Source organism: Flavobacterium frigidum, from assembly GCF_048286735.1.
Lineage (GTDB): Bacteria > Bacteroidota > Bacteroidia > Flavobacteriales > Flavobacteriaceae > Flavobacterium.
This window is the reverse complement of record NZ_JBLVPU010000015.1, coordinates 42,895-62,686: the sequence shown is the minus strand read 5'-3', so window position 1 is coordinate 62,686 and position 19,792 is coordinate 42,895. Positions and strand designations below refer to the sequence as shown.

The window sequence follows — 19,792 nt, the reverse complement described above, 5'->3', positions numbered from 1 at the left end:
ATTTAAGTTTTTTGCTTGCTTTCTTAAATAAGGATATATTTGTTTAAGTTTTTAAATTATCAAAATGGAAAAATTTACTTCAGGCAAATATATCAATCAAGGATATTACAAAAGCTTCCAACCCAATACCATTCACAGAGACTGGATATTAAATGATATGGAAGTTATTCAGTTACTGAGTAAAGCCGACAGACATTTAGGTAGATTAGACATGTATTCTGAGTACGTAAACATCGACTTATTTATTAGGATGCATATTGCTAAAGAAGCCACTCAATCTTCAAAAATTGAAGGTACTCAAACCAATATGGAAGAAGTTTTTTTAAGCAAAGAAGAAATTGCTTATGAAAAAAGAGACGATTGGGAAGAGGTACAAAACTATATCAGTGCAATGAATGAAGCGGTTAAACTATTACACCAACTTCCTTTTTCATCCCGACTTATAAAACAAACACATAAAATACTTTTGCAGGGTGTACGTGGCGAACACAAATTACCTGGAAAATATCGAACTAGCCAAAACTGGATTGGCGGAGCCAATATTAGTGACGCAACCTTTATTCCTCCCATTCACTCTAGTATTAATGAGTTCATTTCGGATCTTGAAATATTTGCAAACGATGAAATATCACCACTTCCTGATTTAATAAAAATTGCAATTATACATTATCAATTCGAGACTATTCATCCTTTTTTAGATGGAAACGGCAGAGTTGGCAGATTACTTATAACCATATATTTAGTCAGCAAAGGAATCCTAAAACAACCCATTTTATATCTTTCTGATTTTTTTGAAAAAAATAGAATATTATATTATGATAATCTAATGCGAACCAGAACCCACAACGACATTAACCAATGGTTAAAATTTTTCTTAACCGGTATTATTGAAACTGCAAAAAAAGGGGTAACTACTTTTGATGGTATTTTGCAACTGCAAAAAAGTTTGGAAGAAAAATTAAAGTCATTGGGAAATCGTAATATGGACGCACGAAAAGTAGTAGATTACCTCTATACTCAGCCGATAATTGAAGTAACAAAAGTAGAAGAAATATTACAAAAGTCATCAGTTACAGCCTATAAACTTTTGGCAGATTTAGAGCGACTCGATATCATAAAAGAAATATCTGGAGCACAACGAAACAAGTTATTTATTTTCAAAGATTATTTAGATTTATTCAATCACAATTAACATTCATCTGTCAAAAAATTAAAAATCCATACCCTGCACTTAAAACCAAAAAACGCTACTCTTTCGAGTAGCGTTTTGAAAATCTATAACAAATCGTTTCAAACTTATCTAAGTACTACTGGATATGTAATTTGTGCGTCTGTTGCTCCACCGGCATTTGTAATATCTCCAGTTGCAACTCCAGCTGCGCTTTTAAGTGGTTCATGTCTCAAAAATACACTAATAGTTCCTGTTGCAGCAGCTGCTCCTGTTCTTAAAGTAAAAGCCAAACCAATAGGCTTACCGTTAATATCGGCATCGGCATAAGTAAAAGCTCCTATTGCTGATGCAGTTTGAAAAAACAATTGGTGCTCATCACCTTCTTCTTTTACCTCCAATGTAATATCATCAAGTGGCGTCACTGCCTCGTTTAAGAAACGTACTGTTCCCGTGTAGGTAGTGTTTACTAATAAATCCCCAGAAACTGTTACCACAGGTGCATTTGGTCCGTCTCCGTCAAGATCTCTTGAAGTCAAAGTCACCGTCTGACTTCCAGCTGTCAAAGTTGTTGTCACCGTTGTGATTACTTCTTCTTCATTTACTGCAACAGGATCATCATTATTACAAGATGCTAAAGAGAAAAGGGATACTAATGTTAATGCTGCAATTTTTAAATTTTTCATGATTATTTGTTTTTTTACTTTTTTAATAATTGAATTTTAATTGAATTTGAAAGTTTCTACCCATTTCATCGGCGAAAAAGCGCTGTCTGTTGAGATAGTCCCTGTAACTAGTGTTTAAAATATTTTGAACAGAAAATGCGATCGTTGCATTGGTTTTACCGAAAGTTTTGAATTTCATTTCCGAATAAAAATGCAACAATTGATAAGCTGGTGGAGGTGTGCTGATATCTACCAGAACGGGTACCAACTCATTATTCACGATAATATTTGCGATGAAATTATTGTCAGGAAATTGATTTTGACGCAGAACCACTTCGCTTTTTAATTCGAGTTTTAGATCATTCCATTCCGTTTTTGCAAACTGAATTTTATTGCTCACATTCAAGGGCGGAATATCGATTAAAGATTCCTTGTTAGTGATGTCCTTCCCGTTAACATAGGCCAAGGCAAAATCATGTTGCCATTGTTTGCTTATTTTCCAATGGGTTTGCACATCAACTCCCGTCAATCTTGCATTGGTCTGCTGGTATTCCCAAACAGGGAAAGCACCACGAGTAGTAGTTTCAAAATCAATAGGACGCAAGAACATGAAATTACGGATGCTATTGATAAAAGGATTCACCTCAACCGAGAAAGCAGTCCATTTTTTCTGCAATGTCGTCGATAATTTGATTGCTTGTTCTTTGTCTAAAGCTAAATCTCCTAACTCGATTATGCCCGTAGAATGATGCAAACCGTCACTAAAGAACTCCGATGGATTTGGGTTTCTTGTCGCTAGGCTAATATTAGAATACCAATTCAGATCTGCGTCAAATTCCTTGTGAAACCCCGCGCTGGCTGAGATATTATGAAATGCAAAACTAGGCTTTGCCAACCATTTAAGACCGTCTTCACGCACTATAAAATCAGCAAATTCAGTTTCGTAACCCCTTTCCTCCCATCTGGATTTATAATAAAACTTAGCCGCATCCACTCGCGAAAAGTCATACCGAATTCCTGCATCCACAGAAAAACTATCAGACAAATCATAACTTGCTATTCCATACGTTCCAAATTCGATTCGTTCAAAATTAGGAATCAGCGGATCTATTCCAGTGGCCGGATTTGCAAAATTATTCTGGAAGGAAGTGTTGAATCCCGTTTTAAAAGTCCAGTCATGCAACGTTTTTTTGTAATCTACATTAATGGTGTGCGTGGTCAACTCCAAGTCTAAAGCGGCTACATCATTAAAATTTTCTCTGCGCACGTCAAACTCCAATCGCTTATTAAACTGAAAAGAGTATTGCACGGATAAAGAAGCCGTTTCATCGAAATAATAGTTGTAGTTCATTTTAGCCAAATGGTGCTGTACCTTCTGCTTCGGATTTTTTATCGTGTAGGTGAAATCATTCACAACGGAAGAAGTTTTATTGGTAATGGAATTGTATAAATCGTTTACATTCCCAGTATGCGACGCACTCAAAATACCAATCGTAGTATTGTAAAAACTGTAATAACCGGAAATATCATATTTTTTTCCAGTGAATTTTACATCTCCAGAAAAATTAGCTTCCCGATTTCCTGAATTGGACAATACATAATCCGGTGCTTCTTTGTCACCTGAATACTTGAATGTTCCTAAAGCGTTCCAACTCCATCCTTTATCATTTCCTTTATGCAAACTTGAACTAACGGAACCGCCTCTGCCATTGGACGCCAAATTCAGAATGGTTTTGCCAAACAGCGTGTCCCTTTTTACCGAAATCGGTTCTATAACTACTAAACCTCCTACGGCATCACCGCCATACTGTAATCCGGAAGCGCCTTTAATCACCGTTATTTTCCCGGCAGCGTTTACATCAAAATTGGGTGCATGTTCTGTTCCCCATTCTTGATCTTCTAATCGTACATTGTTATTAATGATTGGAACCCGACTTCCAAACAAACCATTGATAACGGGCTTCACCACGGAACTTCCCGTCTTAAGACTTGAAACACCTGCTACTTCTTTTAGAATATCTCCAAGAGTCTGGTTACTAAATTTTTCAATTGTTTCCGTTTTGATCTTTTGTTCCAAAATCGATTTGTTCAGCGTATTGGCTTTTTGCCTTACGACTACTTCCTGAAGTTGGTCCGTATTTTCTTTTAGAGTAAAGTTCAAAACTTGGTCATCCGATAAATTTACAAGTGTATCAACAGATTTATAACCAACATACGAAACGAACACTTTGATATTTCCTGTTGGTAATTTTCTGATCGTGTAATTTCCAGAAACATCCGAGGATACTGTTTTTTTTCCAATGTGTATGTGACTGCCTGCAAGAGGGATTCCTCCTGAAACGGTAATTTGACCACTTACAACATTTTGTGCAGAACCAACGACACAAAAGAAACAGCAGCAGATAAAAATAAAAATTTTTGTTTGCATTTTCCTTGTTCAAAATATATAAACATGTGAATCATTTCCAAAATTGAAAATGATATATTGTTCTAAAATACTATTTAAACTAAGGGTGGAGCTCGAAGCGCAAAAAGGCTTCCTTTAAAAAATTGTGTGATTTCTGTAGATGCGAAAGCACTCTTTTTAAGAGGTAATTCTGAAGTGTTGGATTCGAAGGTTGGCAATAATAAAAAAGTAAAACTACTCACTTTAAAAGCACAAACACCACAAAAATCATAACCATGATGTTGATGCGTTATTTCGGTGGATGAGTTTTTTTTGTGAACACATTGAAATTCAGAAAGTTGTTGTGCTATATGTTCGTATTTATGCACCGATTGAAACAGCATCGAAAATAATACTGTCAACGTTAACACTAAACTAAATATAGAAAACTTCTTTTTCATTGTGGCCAAAGATAATAAAACAAAAAACTACAACGGTGAAAGTTGTAGTTTTTTAACAAACTAGCTGTTTTATGTCAGTAGTTCGCCTTGTATCATTAACATTAAGTATAACTTACACCAATTTATTTGCAATCAAATATTCAGCAATTTGAATGGTATTTGTAGCCGCACCTTTTCTCAAGTTGTCTGCTACAATCCACATATTCAAGGTGTTTTCCTGACTTAGGCACCTACGAATTCTACCTACAAAAACAGCATCTTTTCCTTCTGCGTACAAAGGCATTGGATACGTATACGTGTCTGTATTGTCTTGAACTACTACTCCATCGGTATGATGCAAAATATTTCTCACGTCATTTACATCAAAATCATTTGTAAACTCAACATTTACTGCTTCGCTGTGTCCGCCTACTACTGGTACTCTAACCGCAGTGGCCGTAACAGCAATGGTATTATCCCCTAATATTTTTTTAGTTTCTCGAACCAATTTCATCTCTTCTTTAGTATATCCGTTGTCCTCGAAAGAGTCACATTGTGGAATCGCGTTACGGTGAATAGGATACTTATAGGCCATTTCTCCTTGAACACCTGCGTATTCATTTTCGAGTTGCTGTACCGCTTTTACGCCTGTACCAGTGATGGATTGATATGTAGAAACAATCACACGTTTAATGTTGTATTTTTTGTGCAAGGGAGCCAATACCAAAACCATTTGAATGGTAGAGCAGTTTGGATTAGCGATGATTTTATCTGTTGCTGTTAATTCGCTTGCATTGATTTCTGGAACAATTAATTTTTTAGTTGGATCCATTCTCCAAGCCGATGAATTATCGATAACCGTAGTTCCTGCTGCCGCAAATTTTGGAGCCCACTCTAATGAAGTATCACCACCTGCGGAGAATAAAGCAATATCTGCTTTCATGTCAACAGCAGTTTGCAACCCCACAACGGTATATTTTTGACCTTTAAAATCAATCTCTTTGCCTACAGAACGTTCTGATGCTACTGGAATTAATTCTGTTACTGGGAAGTTTCTTTCGGCTAAAACTTTCAACATGATCTCGCCTACCATTCCTGTGGCTCCTACAACTGCTATTTTCATAGTATATTTTTAGTATTACTTCGTCCGTTCGACTTTCAAGCTCGGGTGAATATTAAATTTGAAGTACAAAAGTAAGTAATATTGAAATCAAAACAAGTGGGTTCACAAAAAATAACAAAATGTTTAATTTGTAACATTTGAATAAAGGCATGAAAATAAAAAGTACAATTGTCTCTAGTAATTGTTCCTTTTTGCATAGCGAAACTTGTGAAATAACGTTTTATATAACTTTTGAACCATTAAGAAATTAAGAAAATCAAGTTTTTAAATGCTTCTCAATGTATCTTAATTTCTTAATGGTAAAAAAGCCGATACTGTTTTAGACACACTGTTAAAGAAAAACCGCCTCGGTTACGAAGCGGTTTAGTCCTGAAATGTATTCAGGATAAATTAGAATATATAATGTAGCGGAAATTACTTTTTTAACAAATCTCTAATTTGCGTTAATAGCTCTTCTTGTGTAGGTCCAGCTGGAGCCGCAACAACAACCACTTCTTTTTTCTTTGCTTTTTCAGCAGCTCGTAGCACCACAAAAATAAAGAAAGCAATAATAACAAAGTTAATAATAGCTTGCACTAAATTTCCATAAGTTATCACCGCAGCACCGGCCGCTTTTGCAGCCGCTAAATCAGCATAACTATTACCATCTAGTGTTACGAACTTTTTTGTGAAATCGATTCCACCAGTAAGTAATCCAACGATTGGCATAATGACATCATCAACAGCTGAACCAACTATTTTACCAAAAGCACCACCAATAACAACTGCCGTTGCTAAGCTTAAAACGTCTCCTTTCATTAAAGAAGCCTTAAAATCACCAAAAAATCCCATAGAAAATAGTTTAAGTTTATAATTATTTGAAGTTGCTAACCTACTTAAAATTTAACACATTAGCAAAGAAACTACTACAGCGACATTTATTCCCTGAAAAATATTCGTTTAACACGCTGAGAAATATTGGTTAAAATTTCATAGGAAATAGTATTTAATTTTTCAGCAATGTAATTCACTGTAGGGTTTTTACCAAAAACTATAACAACATCGCCTTCATTGCAATTGATTCCCGTAACATCAATCATTAGCATATCCATACAAATGCTGCCAACAATTGAGGCTTTATTATTTTTGACCATAACATGTCCCACACCATTGCCCCAACTTCTCGAGATTCCATCTGCATACCCAATAGGAATTGTAGCGATTGTAGTTGTTTTATTGGCCATGAAACGGCGCCCGTATCCTACACTTTCTCCCGCCGAGATCGTTCTTATTTGTGAAATGATCGATTTTAATGTACCTACATTTTCGAGTTGTTTTTGTTCTTCGGCATCATTTGACACACCGTACAATCCAATTCCCAATCGAACCATATCATATTGTGCGTTTTTGAAATTACTAATTCCTGACGTATTTAGAATGTGCCGCAACGGTTTTATTTGCAATTCAAGAAGCAGCTTTGAGGATAATTTTTCGAATAATGCAATCTGAGTATTTGCAAAATCCATATGTTCGAGATCATCGCTGGTCGCGAGATGCGATAAGATACTTTTTATCTGAACTGTTTCATTTCCTTGTAGCGCAGCAATCAACTCAGTGATGGTATTTTCCTCAAAACCCAATCGATGCATACCAGTATCTATTTTTATATGAATAGGAAAATGATCTAAGTTTTTTTGTTTGGCTAATTTAATAAAAGCATGCAATCCTTTGAGACTGTATATTTCTGGTTCTAATTGGTGTTGAATTATAGCTGAAAAACTAGTGTTTTCTGGATTAAGTACCATAATAGGCAACGTAATTCCACCATTTTTTAGCGCAATTCCCTCATCGGCAAAAGCCACACCCAAGTAATCTACTTTGTGATGCTCGAGTAATTTTGCAATTTCGAGTCCGCCATTGCCATAACCAAACGCTTTTACCATCACCATCATTTTCACCTGCGGTTTCAGCTTCGATTTGTAAAAATTTAAATTATGACTTATCGCATTCAAATTAATTTCTAAAACTGTTTCGTGTGTTTTCTCTTCTAGCAAATAAACAATTTCTTCAAATTGAAAAGTCCTCGCGCCTTTGATCAGAATGGTTTCGTTGTTGAAATCTAACGTATCAAAATCAGTTATAAAACTAGCTGTATTTTCATAAGTAACTGCATTCGCAAATTTAGTTTTGAATGCCGAAATGGTTTCACCAATTCCGATGACACGATCAATTTTATGAGCAATAATCAAATCTGCCACTTTATCATACAACTCATCCTTAGGCAAACCACTTTGAAAAATGTCAGACAAAATCACGGTTTTCTTTTTATACTGTTTTTGACTTTCTAGAAAATCCAATGCTATTTTTAAGGATTGAAAATCAGAACTATAACTGTCATCGATGATGCTGCAATTATTGATTCCGTTTTTGACTTTCAAGCGCATTTCTACGGGATATAACAATTCCATTCGGTTTTGAATAGTCGCTTCATCGTATTCAAAATACAGCAAAACCATCAAACAAGAGATGGCATTCTCGATTGATGCCTCATCTTGAAATGGAATTTTGACATCGAACTGCTTTTTGCCCAATTGAATTTTCAAAATAACATTCTCTAAAACAACTTTCTTGGAAACTAAAACTGAGGCAACAGCATCATTCCAACTCCAAGTAAATGTTTTTATGTTTGGCTTGACATGCGCATCAATACTTTCGTTTTTATGGTACATTAAAACTTGAACGTGTTCAAAAAGTTTTAATTTTTCTTTTATCTTTTCTTGACTGTTGGCAAAACCTTCATCGTGCGCTGTTCCTATATTTGTTAGAATTCCAATGGTAGGCTTGATAATTTGCTCTAATTTTTCCATTTCGGAAACCGTTGAAATTCCGGCTTCAAAAATACCTAGATTGTGTTGCTCGTTGATTGCAATAACAGACAGCGGAACACCAATTTGCGAGTTGTAACTCTTTGGACTTCGGATGATGTTATAATCCGGGCTCAATAAAAAATTTAACCATTCCTTTACAATCGTTTTGCCATTACTCCCCGTTATCCCGATGATAGGGAAATTAAAAAAGCCGCGATAATTGGCAGCAAATTCTTGTAAAGCACGCGTAGTATTTTCGACAACAAAGAAATTAGCATTTCCTTTACATCCCTCTGGAATATGGGTAATCACAAAATTCTGCACTCCTACTGCAATCAATTCCTTGATGTATGCATGCGCATCATTATTGGGTCCTACCAATGCAAAAAACAAGGTTTGTACGCCGTTTTGTAGCGAGCGGCTGTCTATAGAAATGTTGTCTAGCTTTATAGCTGCAGCATTACCCACAAAAGATGAAGTGCTGTTTTGAATACTTTTTAGAATTTTATTGCTCATGAAAATAGAAAAAGATTGAAATAAGTTCTTGATGTATGAGGTATTGTTTATACCACTGGATTACACAAAAGATAATCAAAAATACCATTTCTTTTCAAAATGAAGCGCTACACATACTGGCTAAATGTAAAAAAGAGATCGCGTTTTTTATATTGAACGTCTTTTTTTTGCGTGAGGGATTGTAGTGGAGCTCTTTTAAAATCCCGTTTTTAGGGGATTGTAAAAAGCGGGAACAGAAAGCCCGACGCTTTGTAGCGGCTTTTTGCCGAGACAACGCGACACGCCCAAAAGAATATCGCCGAATGGATTGTACCACGCGATATTTTATATTTCTATCACGAAACAGTAGCAATTGTTTTACTATTTTTACAGAGTACTTATATTTGTTTTTAGCTAAAAGTAGATGCTTTGAAAAAAATTATTCCTTTGTTTTCTTATGTTTTCCATCCGATATTCATTCCGGCTATGGCCGCATTGTTTTACTTGTTCTTTACCGATAGTGAGTTTACAAGTCAGGAAAAATTATTTGTGTTTTTTCAAGTTGTGGTGGTAACGGTGTTATTGCCTTTGTTGGTTTTTTTATTACTAAAAACAGCTGGTACCATAGACTCTATAATGCTTGCCAAGGCATCCCAACGAAAAATTCCGTTACTGATTCATTGTTTTTTGCTGATTATTTTGGTAAAAAAAAGCATTACTATTGACCGGTATCCCGAGTTGCATTTTTTCCTTTTAGCGGCACTTTTGAGTACATTATTGGCCCTTATTCTTTTATTTGCCAATATAAAAGCGAGTCTTCACATGATCTCCATCAGTTCGTTAACGGTCTTTATAATTGGACTGAGTTTGCATTTTCAAAATCCAAATACTGTTTTAATCACTGTGCTCCTCCTCCTGAATGGATTTGTGGCTTCCTCCCGTTTAGAAATGAAAGCCCATACCAATACTGAGCTCATACTTGGGTTTGTTTTAGGCGCGGTACCACAGTTACTTTTACTTGTTCTTTGGTTATAAAATATAGAATATGATTCCAATATTTAGGGCCTTCACGTTTACTGGCTCGCCATTTACTTGAGCTGATTTAAACAATGAATTCAAACCATAATACGCATATAAATTAATGGTGTTGTATCCCGCAGAGATGTACGTTCCGTATTGTATTTTGTTGAAATCGGTATTGCCAGTAACAGTCACTTTGCCGCCAGAACCATCAAAAATAGAGTAGTCGTAGAGCAAATAACTCAGTTTTAATCCGCTGTAAATGCGCCAAAATTTGTGACTCGCATAAGTCGATGTTCGCCAACGGAACTCCAATGGAACATCTATGGAGAGTTGCGAAAATTTGTTTTTGTTGTACGTTGTTTCGGCATCAATGTAGCTATACACCTGCTTGTCTCCCACAGTGGCAATCGCTAAATTTTGATTGAAGTTGTTGTAGGTGAAACCCACACCAGAGGCAACAGCAACCGTTCTAGACTTATTAATGGGCATGTCTCTTAAAAATCCTACCGAGAATCCTGATGAAAACTTAGCTTGGGACAAACTGGCTGGTTTGTCCCTCAAAATATTATACGTAATGCTAAAATAAAACTGATCTTCGCGGTATAAGGAATCTACCTTTTTTTCTGTAATACTTTCAGCCACTGTGTTTTCTTGCGAAAAAACATTAAAAACCGAAAACAGCAGCAAACAACTTAGAAAAATACGCATATGGATGTGGATTAAATGTGCCATTAGGGTTGTTGCACCAAATTTAAACAACTTTAGTGATGTAACGCTATAAATATAGAATTTTGAAGGTTTTAAAAAACGTATTCCTTGTAAATAAAGCAAGATTAATTGATTATTAAAAACGCTACTGAAATGAGTAAATCAAGAAAATAGACTTTATGGAGGTTCTTTTCATGGTTTTGATCACCTTATTTTTCAAGTTTAGTAAAAAACTTGAAAGACCAGTTTTAACCCGAAAGAACATCTCTCAAATAATTAATGCTCGGCACTTCATGCCTGATCTTTTTTTGTTTTATGGCTTAGACAAATTAAAAAGTTTGCCACGCCATAAAACAAAAAATGCTCCCCTTACAGGAAACATTATTTTTTTGCAGAGAGGATGGGATTCGAACCCACGATGCAGTTACCCACATACTAGCTTTCCAGGCTAGCTCCTTCAACCACTCGGACACCTCTCTATTTTGGTTTGCAAATAACACAAAAAAAACTGGTTTAGAAAAGTAAAATCTAATATTATATCATTTCACCTCGTAAAGAAGTCTCATACACGGTTTTGAAATCCTTTGCAGGAATATTTTGCCCCAATAAATACATCAATTTTGTAATTCCAGCCTCGGTGGTGATGTCTTTTCCAGAGATTACTCCTATTTCTTTCATACCAGTACTGGTCTCGTATTGTCCCATATTGACACTTCCGCCAGAACATTGTGTAACATTCACGATGTGTAAACCTGTTGAAATTGCTTTTCTTAATAGATTTAGAAACCAATCTTCGGTTGGTGCGTTGCCTGCACCATAGGTTTCTAAAACAATCCCTTTTAGATTTGGAATATTCAAAATAGCCTCCAGCACAGCTTCACTAATCCCAGGAAACATTTTTATAATGGCTACATTCGTATCTAAGTTTTTGTGAACTATAATTTCACTAGTAGCACTTTTGGGTAAAAAAAGATCAGCGCTCCATTTTAAATGCACACCTGACTCTACTAATTGTGGATAATTAGGTGACGTAAATGCTTTAAAATGCTCTGCATTAATCTTGGTCGTTCTGTTCCCGCGGTATAATTTATATTCAAAATAAAGCCCTACTTCACTGATTACTGGTCCATTTTCATTTCGCAATGAAGCGATTTGGATAGCCGTGATTAAATTTTCTTTGGCATCCGTACGCAGATCGCCAATTGGCAATTGAGAACCTGTAAAAATCACAGGCTTCGCTAAATTTTCGAGCATAAAACTCAATGCTGATGCACTGTAAGACATCGTATCAGAACCATGAAGTACCACAAAACCATCAAACAGCTTGTAGTTATCAGCAATTACGGTGGCGATTTTGGTCCATTCCGCTGGATTCATGTTAGAGGAATCAATAGGATTTTCAAATGAAATGGTTTCAATGGCACAATCCAACTGTTTCAGCTCTGGTATGCGTTGCAATAATTTACTAAAATTGAAGGCTTTGAGCGCGCCTGTCTCAAAATCCTTGCTCATACCGATGGTTCCGCCAGTATAGAGCAAAAGTATTTTAGCTTTATACGACATCATGGTATTTTAAAGTACTAACAACAGGATTGGCATACATAGCCAAAAAGCCCTCTAGAGCGACTGGGTTGTCATGATCAATTCGCATTTCAAGACGACGTTCAAATAATGATTTTTCATTTTCGCTGTATAAATGTGCGTATCGATCTGTTTTGTGTACAATATCGTAGGCAATAAAATTAGTTGGCCAAAGCTGGTAATTACTTAAAATAGCATCATCTATAACTTGTGCCAAAGCGACTACTTGCTTGTTAGAACTGTCATTATCGGCCTTGATAGCATCAATTTCAGTATCTAAAACTTTGCCTACGTGAATATGAATGCGTCTTTTTTGCCCTAGAGCACCACTAAGAATCGTCATGAAATCCTCGTTTTTTTCCTTGACATACACTTCATTATTGGCCTCAGCCATTAATTGTGGCATTTTCAACGCATCAGTAGGATCGTACTCATAGGAAATAGAAACCGGAACAATTTTTACTTTTTTGAAATAATCCATTAAGTTTTTTTCATCAGAACCCATTCCGAGCATTTTCAAAACACCTGGATTGGTTTCATCATTGCCGTCCTTGGTTCTACCTTCACGTTGCGCAATCCAAACAGAGCGGTTTTCATGCTGTAACAAGTTCCCGATATATTCCGACAATAATTTTGAACTCTGCAACATCTCTCTTGGCGTTAAGCCGCGTTGTACTAAAAAGTTTCGGTTTAGTTTTGCTAAAGTGTTCAAAAACGCCTTTTTGACTAAATTATCACCAATAGCCGATGCTGTCATGACCAAACCATGCTCAAACAGAGCCGTATTTAGCAAGGTTGTATCTAATAAAATGTCCCGATGATTGGATATAAATAAATAGGAAGTATTGGGTTGTAAGTTTTCAAAACCAGAGGTCGTTAAGCCATCTGAACTTTTTTCCAGTACTCTTTGTACAGATTGGTAAATAAAATTACACTGAAAATCCCTAATGGAGTGCGTTTTTCGAAGTTGTTCTTTCCACACCTCATCAGCAACATCTGGAAAAGTAAAGTTCATCAATGCTTTCATCATAGGATGATTCACTACGTTTTGAAGAGCTTCGTTTATTTCGGAATCATAAAAAGGCCGAATAGCGTCAAATTTCTGCATTTTGGTTCTCAATTTTTGTGTGGGCAAATGAACAAAAAAAATATCAAAATAAGGTAAATTCTAGTTTAAATCCCAAAAATAGCTTTCGAATTTGCTGTGGTAATTGCCGCAATTTCATCTGCCGAAAGGCCATAAATTTGAGCCAACTTATCGACTACACTAACAATATAACTGCTTTCATTTCTTTTACCGCGGTACGGAACTGGTGCTAAATAAGGGGAATCTGTTTCTAGAACGATGTGCTTTAGTTCGATTTGATTCAAAAACTGATCTACTTTTCCATTTTTAAAAGTCACCACGCCGCCTATTCCCAACTTCATGTTGTACGAAATCGCTTGTAATGCCTGCTCATACGTCCCCGAAAAGCAATGAAAAATTCCAAATAAATCATCCGACTTTTCTTCCTCTAAAATTTCGAATATTTCATTAAAAGCCTCTCTACAGTGAATCACGATAGGTAGTTTGTAGTGCTTTGCCAATTGGATTTGTTTTCTAAAGGCGATTTGCTGCTGAGGCAAATGGGTTTTATCCCAATACAAATCGATACCAATTTCGCCAATTGCATAGAATTTTCGTTTGGCTAGTTCGTCCTCCACATGTTGTAATTCCTCCAAAAAATTATCCTTCACATACGTTGGGTGCAGTCCCATCATCAAGAATACATTTTCAGGATAATCGTTTTCTAAGTCGTACATGGCTTGTGTACACGTAGAATCGATTGCAGGAATAAAAAATTTAGAAACACCTGCATCCAAAGCGCGTTGCATCATTTCATTTCGGTCTTGATCAAATTCCTCTGAATATAAATGGGTATGCGTATCGGTAATTGTTATCTGTGCTTCCAATGGTATCGTTTAAGGCTGCAAAATTACAACTATTACCTAAAGATGCCACAATTTAGCACAAAGGAAATGGTAAAATGATAGTGAAAATCGTTGCAACAGCATCCTAATCTAGTTGTTGAATCAAATCCTGAACTTGATCATAATCTTCATAATCCGAAGGAATAGTCAATAAGATTTCTTTACAGGATGTGTAGTCTTTTTGTTTTAATTTGGCCAAAGCCAAACTCCAAATAGCCTTGTTTACATAAATGGAATTTCCTGATTGCAGTGCTTTAAAAACAACTTGAGATTCTTTTATATTGTTGTTTTCTAACAAAGCTATTCCATAAAAATACTGAATTTCAGGAGTTTTATTTACTTTTAAGAGTGCTTCAAAAATAGGAATTGCCGTTGCATACTCTTTGGCATTAAATGCAATCTCCGCTTTTTTTAAGGTACCATCTGCTTCACTTCTCTCCGTAAAATAAGCATTTTCGTGTTGGTTATAATCCTCAAAATTTGGATTGGAATTAAATTGAGAAACAAACAATCCCATCATTACAACAACCGACGCTGCCACGGCGTACATCCACGGTTTAAAAAACACCACTTTTGGACGATTGGTTTCAGACTGGTTACTTGCAATGGTTTTCAGATTTGCTATGAAAGCATTTCGCTCTTGCTCGATTCCAAATTTATTTGCTAATTGTCCTTGTATTTCTTGAAAAGTTTCGAATGCCGATGCCAACTCTGGGTTTTCGATTAAGTTTTTCTCGAACAGCGACTGTTCTTCACGAGACAATTCTCCCTGAAGGTATTGATCAAATACGATATATTGTTCCTCGTTCATGGCTAGTTAATTTTTTAATGATTTAAAGCGATTGGTTTCTTGAATCCACTGAGTGAGCTGTCCTGTACACAAGGATTTTTTCTTGCGGACATAACCGTAGGTCACATTCAGTTTTTGGGCCACTTCTTCCATCGATTGTAAAGAAAAACTCAACTGTAAAACTTCTTTACATTTGTCGCCTAATTTTTGAAACATCAAATCGAAAAGTTGTTGTTTCTCATCGAAAAGTTCCGTTTCGGCAAGCATTACTTGTGTGGATTCAGTAGTAGATGTGAAATCCTCTTGTAATGTTACCCCTTTATTAGCTGATTTTTTCAACTCATTTAACCATTTTCTTTTGCAGAGTAAAAAAAAGTATGCATCAAACGGACAGGTGAGCTGCAGTTTTTTGGCTTTGGCCTGATTAAACAAGAGTATAAGCACTTCTTGAACTACATCTTGGGCCTGATCTTCATCACCTGAATTGTTCCTAATATAAGCAACAACTTTAGGAACAAACTTTTTATAGATGGATTGAATAACTGCCGAGTTGTTATTCGCAAGTCCTTCAATATACATCTGGTCGGGATGAAGCGTAGTTTTAGTCATATAAAAAATATTTATGTGCTAATGTAAAAAAGAATCTGAAATAAATTCAGATTAAAGGGGTAACAAATACAAAACCAAGTTGATATAACGGTATACATCAATAATTAACACCAATTTAAAAGTTAGAAATCATGAAATCAACGAATCAAAATTCAGAAAAAAATGTTTTTAATAGAACTTGTCTTCTATTGGTTTTAGCAACAACAATTGGTTTTGCACAAACAGAAAAACAAACACAAGAAAACGATGCAAAAGCAAAAAGCAATTTGTCAACTACTGGCGCACAAAACAATCCTTATTTTAAAGATAATACCTCACAAGGTACAATGCTTTCTGTTTCTGGCGAAAGCAAAGAGCCTGTTCAAGTTTTAAAAACAAGAACTAAAAGTAATCAAACTAACGAAAGGACTACAAAACCAAACGGTCAGGATGATGGAAATCCTTTTCCTCCAAAAAGCCAGTCATCTAATGGAAAACCTCAAATAGCGACGTATGATTTAAAAGCAAATAAAAAAGTGTAACACATCCTAAACTATGGTCAATTGAATAAAACAGGAGTCACTTTCATCAGTAAACTTTGGGCTATAATTACTAGATGAAAAAAAAATTAAAATCAGGGGTAACAAATTGTACATCGAATTGATATAGTAAAGAAGCCCATAAAATCAACAAATAAAAAAAATCGAAAAACAGGGTAACAATTTCAAACCAAAAAGTATCTATTAAAAAACAAGTGAACAACAATTTAAAAATTAGAAATTATGAAAACAAATTTTAAAAACATCGGATTAGTATTTTTAGCAACAATTGCATTAGTAAGCTGTAACAACGATGACGAAATGGCAAGCACGCCACCATCAGCAGCCGAATTTACTGCTATTACAAAAGACGCTTTAACAGGCAAAACACAAAAATTTACTGCAACAGCAGGAAGCGGAACCATCAGCTTGACATCAGCAAAAGGAGTATCAATTACCATAAACGGAAACGCACTTACTAAAAACGGAAGTCCTGTAACAGGACCAATTGATATCACTTACGTAGAGTTATTTGACAAAGGATCTATGTTAGTTACTAACAAACCTACAATGGGAATTAAAACAGACGGAAGTCATGCCATGCTAAAATCTGGCGGTGAATTTTTCATCAAAGCAAGTCAAGGCGGAGTCGATTTAAAAACTACTGCTAACATTATCCTTAACGTTCCTAATACGTTAACCGGTGGTAGAGATGCGTTAATGACTTTGTGGGAAGGCGTTATTGATACTAAAGATGAACTAGCGTGGAAAGATGCTCGAGATGCTACAGGAGCTAATGGTGTAAAAGGCGGTGTAGAAGCTATGCAGAACGGATATTACGTTTCTTTTGGAAACTTTGGCTGGACTAATGTAGATCGTTTTTATAGCGACCCAAGACCTAAAACATCAATTCTTGTGGGTGCTCCAGAAGGATATGACAATTCCAATAGTGCTATTTACTTATCTTATGATGGAGAAGGTACAAATGCTCTTGCAAAATTAGACACCTTCACTGCTGCTGGATTATTTAGTGAGCACTACGGACAAATACCTGTTGGTTTAGCGTGTCACATCATATTTGTAACAGAAGAAAATGGCCAATGGAAATATGCTATCAAAGGAGTTACAGTTGCTACGGGAGCCATTTACAATTTTACTCTTGCTGAAACTAGCATAGGTACCGAAGCCCAATTAATAGCTGCAATCAATGCGATTCAATAACTTACAAAATATATTTTTAAAGAAAAGTGGTGATTTGCTCACCACTTTTTTTTACATTTAAAAGATTTTTAACAGTCACCAATGCCAATTTCAAACCAAATAAGTTAGTTCTTAGGAGCTAATCCTGCTATCCGTTGCAATCTTTTTATTCGCCAAAAAGGCCAATAAAAAGGATTTCCACTGCTATCAGGGCTAAAAAAACCAGAATATGAAACCACTTTTAGTATTCGCCGTTTGCCTTTGGTCAACGCTGTTGTTTTCGCAAGCAAAAGTCAAAGATACAGTCACCCGCAGAGCTTCTATTAATTACAACCAAAAAGGGAATCTCGTTTCTTTCAAACCAGAAACTCCGCCTCTTATCCCTATTGCTGGCGCACCTAAACCCAGTTATTCCTATTTATGGGAATTAGGAGATGGTCATTACAGCAAAGACGCCGAACCCAAACACACCTACAAAAAAAAAGGAACCTATACTTCCCGATTGACCGTAACTAATAATTATGACAACGGAAAACCTCCAGCAACCAGGCCTAAAAAAGTCGTTGTAAATGAAATAGATACTGATTCCTATAAAAATATTGCATCTATAGAAGAACAAAATGGGTTTATAATTCAAAAAAATAGAGATCCAATACCGGAGCAAGAAATCGTGGTAATTGTGAGTTATCAAAATATGGAAAACTATGTTTCTAATGGTAAACTCTATCTTTTTTACAATGAAAAACAATTCAAAAACAATAATTTTGAATTGGTTGACTTCAGGACACATTCCGGTGAACGAGAAATCAAAGAAAATTCGATTGTATCTCTAAACGACTTAGACAATTCAGATTCCTATTTGGCTTCCGACTCTCCTTTGGCTCCAGCCAAAAAACACAAAAACACTTCATCAGAAGAAGACTTAGATGCAAGTTTAAAAATAGCAAACGAAACCTATAAAAATGTTTCTATTCTAGAATTTGACGATTGCGATCCTAGTGAAACCCGCAATGTTTTTTATACTTTCCAAACTACTCCAGAAATGATTAAAGATACTAGTGCAACGATTACCATGCGCGGTATATTTGTCCCCAATCGAAGCTTTAAAAACCACAAGATTAAAAATCTGGAGATGGAAATTGTAACTTCTCACGATCCAAATAAGATGGGCTCCAACGGAAGCTTTATGAATTATAGATTGGTCCGCTTTAAAAGGGTGAATTTTAAAACTCGTTTTCAAAATAACGGTGAAGGGCCCGCAAGAATGATCCGACTTGAAACCGATATTCCGATTATGCTAGACAAGAAAACTTTTCAAATAGAGGATATGTATCCCAAATGCCCTATTTGTCCCAAAGACGAAATACCAACCGTGAGCTGCTTGGATACAATCATAAAACAAAACCAAATCATTTTCACTTTCAAAAACATTTATCTTCCAGGCAGCAACCAAAAAAATGTCAAAGAAATTGACAGCACCAAAGGATTTGTCAAATACTCGATGAAGTTCAGTGAAGATTTTCACAAAATAAAAACCAAAAGTAGAACCGCAATTATTTTTGATAAGAACGATCCTATCCTAACCAATTATGCTACCACTCGATTCCTTCCGGGAATTTCTGTAGGGATTAAAACAGGATATAACTGGTATCCCAGTTTAGAAAATTCTAAAAGTTATTTTATGGGCACAACGGTTTCGCCTTTTAAATCCTACAGATATTACTGGCAAGCAGAATTTTTAAATAGCCTAAATACGTACTCTAATACAACTGTAAAACAAGAAGAAATTGTAGTGACGCCAAACGGAGTCAGACAATTGCAACGCACTACCACAAATACAAGTAACGAAAACGTTAATTGGGAAGTTCCTATATTGCTGCGCTACAACATCAACAATTACATTGGCGTTGGTGCAGGAGTACAAGCCAATATTAATGCTTCTGCCAAACAAAATACAAACCAAAAAATAGAAAACTACGAAGGCATTACCGATAAATTTTTGATCAGCACTCGTTCAGAATCTTCAGCTTCTTCTCAATCTTTTACTAGTATTAAAAGTGGTCTCATCTTAGACTTAACCCTTGGAGCTGCTAGAATTGGTCCAAGTTTAGGCGCAAGATATGTTATAAACTTTAAAGAAAATTTTAGTTATTTTCAGTTGTATGGGATTTGGAAATTTTAGAAAAAAACTAATTAGCGGTAAGGATTCTCACTGATTTTTTACGTTACGATCTTTAAAATCTAAGGTGATAATTAAGTGCGATTACGA

General features: G+C 35.7%; 17 protein-coding genes and 1 tRNA gene. 5 read left to right on the top strand and 13 right to left on the bottom strand.

Annotated features, from left to right (window positions below):
- Window positions 1-64 precede the first annotated feature (64 nt).
- Window positions 65-1,192 (top strand): Fic family protein, encoded by a 1,128-nt coding sequence (locus tag ACNQGO_RS10105; protein ID WP_417947814.1) that lies wholly within the window; start codon window positions 65-67, stop codon window positions 1,190-1,192.
- Window positions 1,193-1,296: 104 nt separating this feature from the next.
- Here ACNQGO_RS10105 and ACNQGO_RS10100 read toward each other — a convergent pair whose 3' ends face one another.
- The 6 genes from ACNQGO_RS10100 to ACNQGO_RS10075 form a co-directional block, all read right to left on the bottom strand.
- On the bottom strand, window positions 1,297-1,854 hold the full coding sequence (locus tag ACNQGO_RS10100; RefSeq protein WP_417985183.1) for a type 1 periplasmic binding fold superfamily protein: 558 nt from the start codon (window positions 1,852-1,854) through the stop codon (window positions 1,297-1,299).
- A gap of 22 nt (window positions 1,855-1,876) precedes the next feature.
- Window positions 1,877-4,261: a TonB-dependent receptor gene (locus tag ACNQGO_RS10095; protein ID WP_417985182.1), complete on the bottom strand. Its 2,385-nt coding sequence runs from the start codon at window positions 4,259-4,261 to the stop codon at window positions 1,877-1,879.
- A 74-nt stretch (window positions 4,262-4,335) separates the two neighbouring features.
- Window positions 4,336-4,680, bottom strand: coding sequence for a hypothetical protein (locus ACNQGO_RS10090; protein ID WP_417985181.1), 345 nt, complete (start codon window positions 4,678-4,680; stop codon window positions 4,336-4,338).
- Between the two features lie 112 nt (window positions 4,681-4,792).
- Window positions 4,793-5,782 (bottom strand): aspartate-semialdehyde dehydrogenase, encoded by a 990-nt coding sequence (locus ACNQGO_RS10085; protein ID WP_417985180.1) that lies wholly within the window; start codon window positions 5,780-5,782, stop codon window positions 4,793-4,795.
- Between the two features lie 414 nt (window positions 5,783-6,196).
- On the bottom strand, window positions 6,197-6,613 hold the full coding sequence (gene mscL, locus ACNQGO_RS10080) for a large conductance mechanosensitive channel protein MscL (protein ID WP_309756941.1): 417 nt from the start codon (window positions 6,611-6,613) through the stop codon (window positions 6,197-6,199).
- A gap of 86 nt (window positions 6,614-6,699) precedes the next feature.
- A complete protein-coding gene (locus ACNQGO_RS10075) occupies window positions 6,700-9,144 on the bottom strand; it encodes a bifunctional UDP-N-acetylmuramoyl-tripeptide:D-alanyl-D-alanine ligase/alanine racemase (RefSeq protein WP_417947523.1) in 2,445 nt (814 codons plus the stop codon).
- Window positions 9,145-9,552: 408 nt separating this feature from the next.
- Here ACNQGO_RS10075 and ACNQGO_RS10070 point away from each other — a divergent pair, with 408 nt between their 5' ends.
- Entirely contained in the window at window positions 9,553-10,158 is a 606-nt protein-coding gene (locus ACNQGO_RS10070) for a hypothetical protein (RefSeq protein WP_417985179.1), read from the top strand.
- On the opposite strand, the gene ACNQGO_RS10065 is transcribed toward ACNQGO_RS10070, so the two are convergent.
- From ACNQGO_RS10065 to ACNQGO_RS10035, 7 genes are all read right to left on the bottom strand, one after another.
- Complete coding sequence (locus tag ACNQGO_RS10065) at window positions 10,153-10,878, bottom strand: porin family protein (protein WP_417985178.1); 726 nt, start codon at window positions 10,876-10,878, stop codon at window positions 10,153-10,155. The genes ACNQGO_RS10070 and ACNQGO_RS10065 overlap by 6 nt on opposite strands.
- A 368-nt stretch (window positions 10,879-11,246) precedes the next feature.
- A tRNA-Ser gene (locus ACNQGO_RS10060) sits at window positions 11,247-11,333 on the bottom strand.
- 55 nt (window positions 11,334-11,388) lie between these two features.
- Window positions 11,389-12,417 (bottom strand): asparaginase, encoded by a 1,029-nt coding sequence (locus tag ACNQGO_RS10055; RefSeq protein WP_417985204.1) that lies wholly within the window; start codon window positions 12,415-12,417, stop codon window positions 11,389-11,391.
- Entirely contained in the window at window positions 12,407-13,543 is a 1,137-nt protein-coding gene (locus tag ACNQGO_RS10050; protein ID WP_417985177.1) for a 1-acyl-sn-glycerol-3-phosphate acyltransferase, read from the bottom strand. Before ACNQGO_RS10050 ends, ACNQGO_RS10055 begins: the two co-directional genes overlap by 11 nt.
- Before the next feature lie 65 nt (window positions 13,544-13,608).
- Complete coding sequence (locus ACNQGO_RS10045; RefSeq protein ID WP_417985203.1) at window positions 13,609-14,376, bottom strand: TatD family hydrolase; 768 nt, start codon at window positions 14,374-14,376, stop codon at window positions 13,609-13,611.
- Between the two features lie 115 nt (window positions 14,377-14,491).
- Window positions 14,492-15,217, bottom strand: coding sequence for a tetratricopeptide repeat protein (locus tag ACNQGO_RS10040; RefSeq protein WP_417985176.1), 726 nt, complete (start codon window positions 15,215-15,217; stop codon window positions 14,492-14,494).
- A 6-nt stretch (window positions 15,218-15,223) separates the two neighbouring features.
- The gene (locus tag ACNQGO_RS10035) at window positions 15,224-15,805 is read right to left on the bottom strand and encodes an RNA polymerase sigma factor (RefSeq protein ID WP_417947985.1); all 582 of its coding nucleotides are present in this window, start codon (window positions 15,803-15,805) and stop codon (window positions 15,224-15,226) included.
- A 131-nt stretch (window positions 15,806-15,936) separates the two neighbouring features.
- Here ACNQGO_RS10035 and ACNQGO_RS10030 point away from each other — a divergent pair, with 131 nt between their 5' ends.
- The 3 genes from ACNQGO_RS10030 (at window position 15,937) to ACNQGO_RS10020 (ending at window position 19,705) form a co-directional block, all read left to right on the top strand.
- Window positions 15,937-16,326, top strand: coding sequence for a hypothetical protein (locus ACNQGO_RS10030; RefSeq protein WP_417947984.1), 390 nt, complete (start codon window positions 15,937-15,939; stop codon window positions 16,324-16,326).
- Window positions 16,327-16,566: 240 nt separating this feature from the next.
- Window positions 16,567-17,544, top strand: coding sequence for a hypothetical protein (locus ACNQGO_RS10025; RefSeq protein ID WP_417985175.1), 978 nt, complete (start codon window positions 16,567-16,569; stop codon window positions 17,542-17,544).
- Between the two features lie 208 nt (window positions 17,545-17,752).
- On the top strand, window positions 17,753-19,705 hold the full coding sequence (locus ACNQGO_RS10020; RefSeq protein WP_417985174.1) for a PKD domain-containing protein: 1,953 nt from the start codon (window positions 17,753-17,755) through the stop codon (window positions 19,703-19,705).
- The last annotated feature ends 87 nt before the right edge of the window (window positions 19,706-19,792 follow it).

Bases quoted from the DNA above. Each gene is read 5' to 3' on its own strand.
- ACNQGO_RS10105 (WP_417947814.1), top strand. From the start codon at position 65: ATGGAAAAATTTACTTCAGGCAAATATATCAATCAAGGATATTACAAA.
- ACNQGO_RS10100 (WP_417985183.1), bottom strand. From the start codon at position 1,854: ATGAAAAATTTAAAAATTGCAGCATTAACATTAGTATCCCTTTTCTCT.
- ACNQGO_RS10095 (WP_417985182.1), bottom strand. From the start codon at position 4,261: ATGCAAACAAAAATTTTTATTTTTATCTGCTGCTGTTTCTTTTGTGTC.
- ACNQGO_RS10090 (WP_417985181.1), bottom strand. From the start codon at position 4,680: ATGAAAAAGAAGTTTTCTATATTTAGTTTAGTGTTAACGTTGACAGTA.
- ACNQGO_RS10085 (WP_417985180.1), bottom strand. From the start codon at position 5,782: ATGAAAATAGCAGTTGTAGGAGCCACAGGAATGGTAGGCGAGATCATG.
- mscL (WP_309756941.1), bottom strand. From the start codon at position 6,613: ATGGGATTTTTTGGTGATTTTAAGGCTTCTTTAATGAAAGGAGACGTT.
- ACNQGO_RS10075 (WP_417947523.1), bottom strand. From the start codon at position 9,144: ATGAGCAATAAAATTCTAAAAAGTATTCAAAACAGCACTTCATCTTTT.
- ACNQGO_RS10065 (WP_417985178.1), bottom strand. From the start codon at position 10,878: ATGGCACATTTAATCCACATCCATATGCGTATTTTTCTAAGTTGTTTG.
- ACNQGO_RS10055 (WP_417985204.1), bottom strand. From the start codon at position 12,417: ATGTCGTATAAAGCTAAAATACTTTTGCTCTATACTGGCGGAACCATC.
- ACNQGO_RS10050 (WP_417985177.1), bottom strand. From the start codon at position 13,543: ATGCAGAAATTTGACGCTATTCGGCCTTTTTATGATTCCGAAATAAAC.
- ACNQGO_RS10040 (WP_417985176.1), bottom strand. From the start codon at position 15,217: ATGAACGAGGAACAATATATCGTATTTGATCAATACCTTCAGGGAGAA.
- ACNQGO_RS10035 (WP_417947985.1), bottom strand. From the start codon at position 15,805: ATGACTAAAACTACGCTTCATCCCGACCAGATGTATATTGAAGGACTT.
- ACNQGO_RS10030 (WP_417947984.1), top strand. From the start codon at position 15,937: ATGAAATCAACGAATCAAAATTCAGAAAAAAATGTTTTTAATAGAACT.
- ACNQGO_RS10025 (WP_417985175.1), top strand. From the start codon at position 16,567: ATGAAAACAAATTTTAAAAACATCGGATTAGTATTTTTAGCAACAATT.
- ACNQGO_RS10020 (WP_417985174.1), top strand. From the start codon at position 17,753: ATGAAACCACTTTTAGTATTCGCCGTTTGCCTTTGGTCAACGCTGTTG.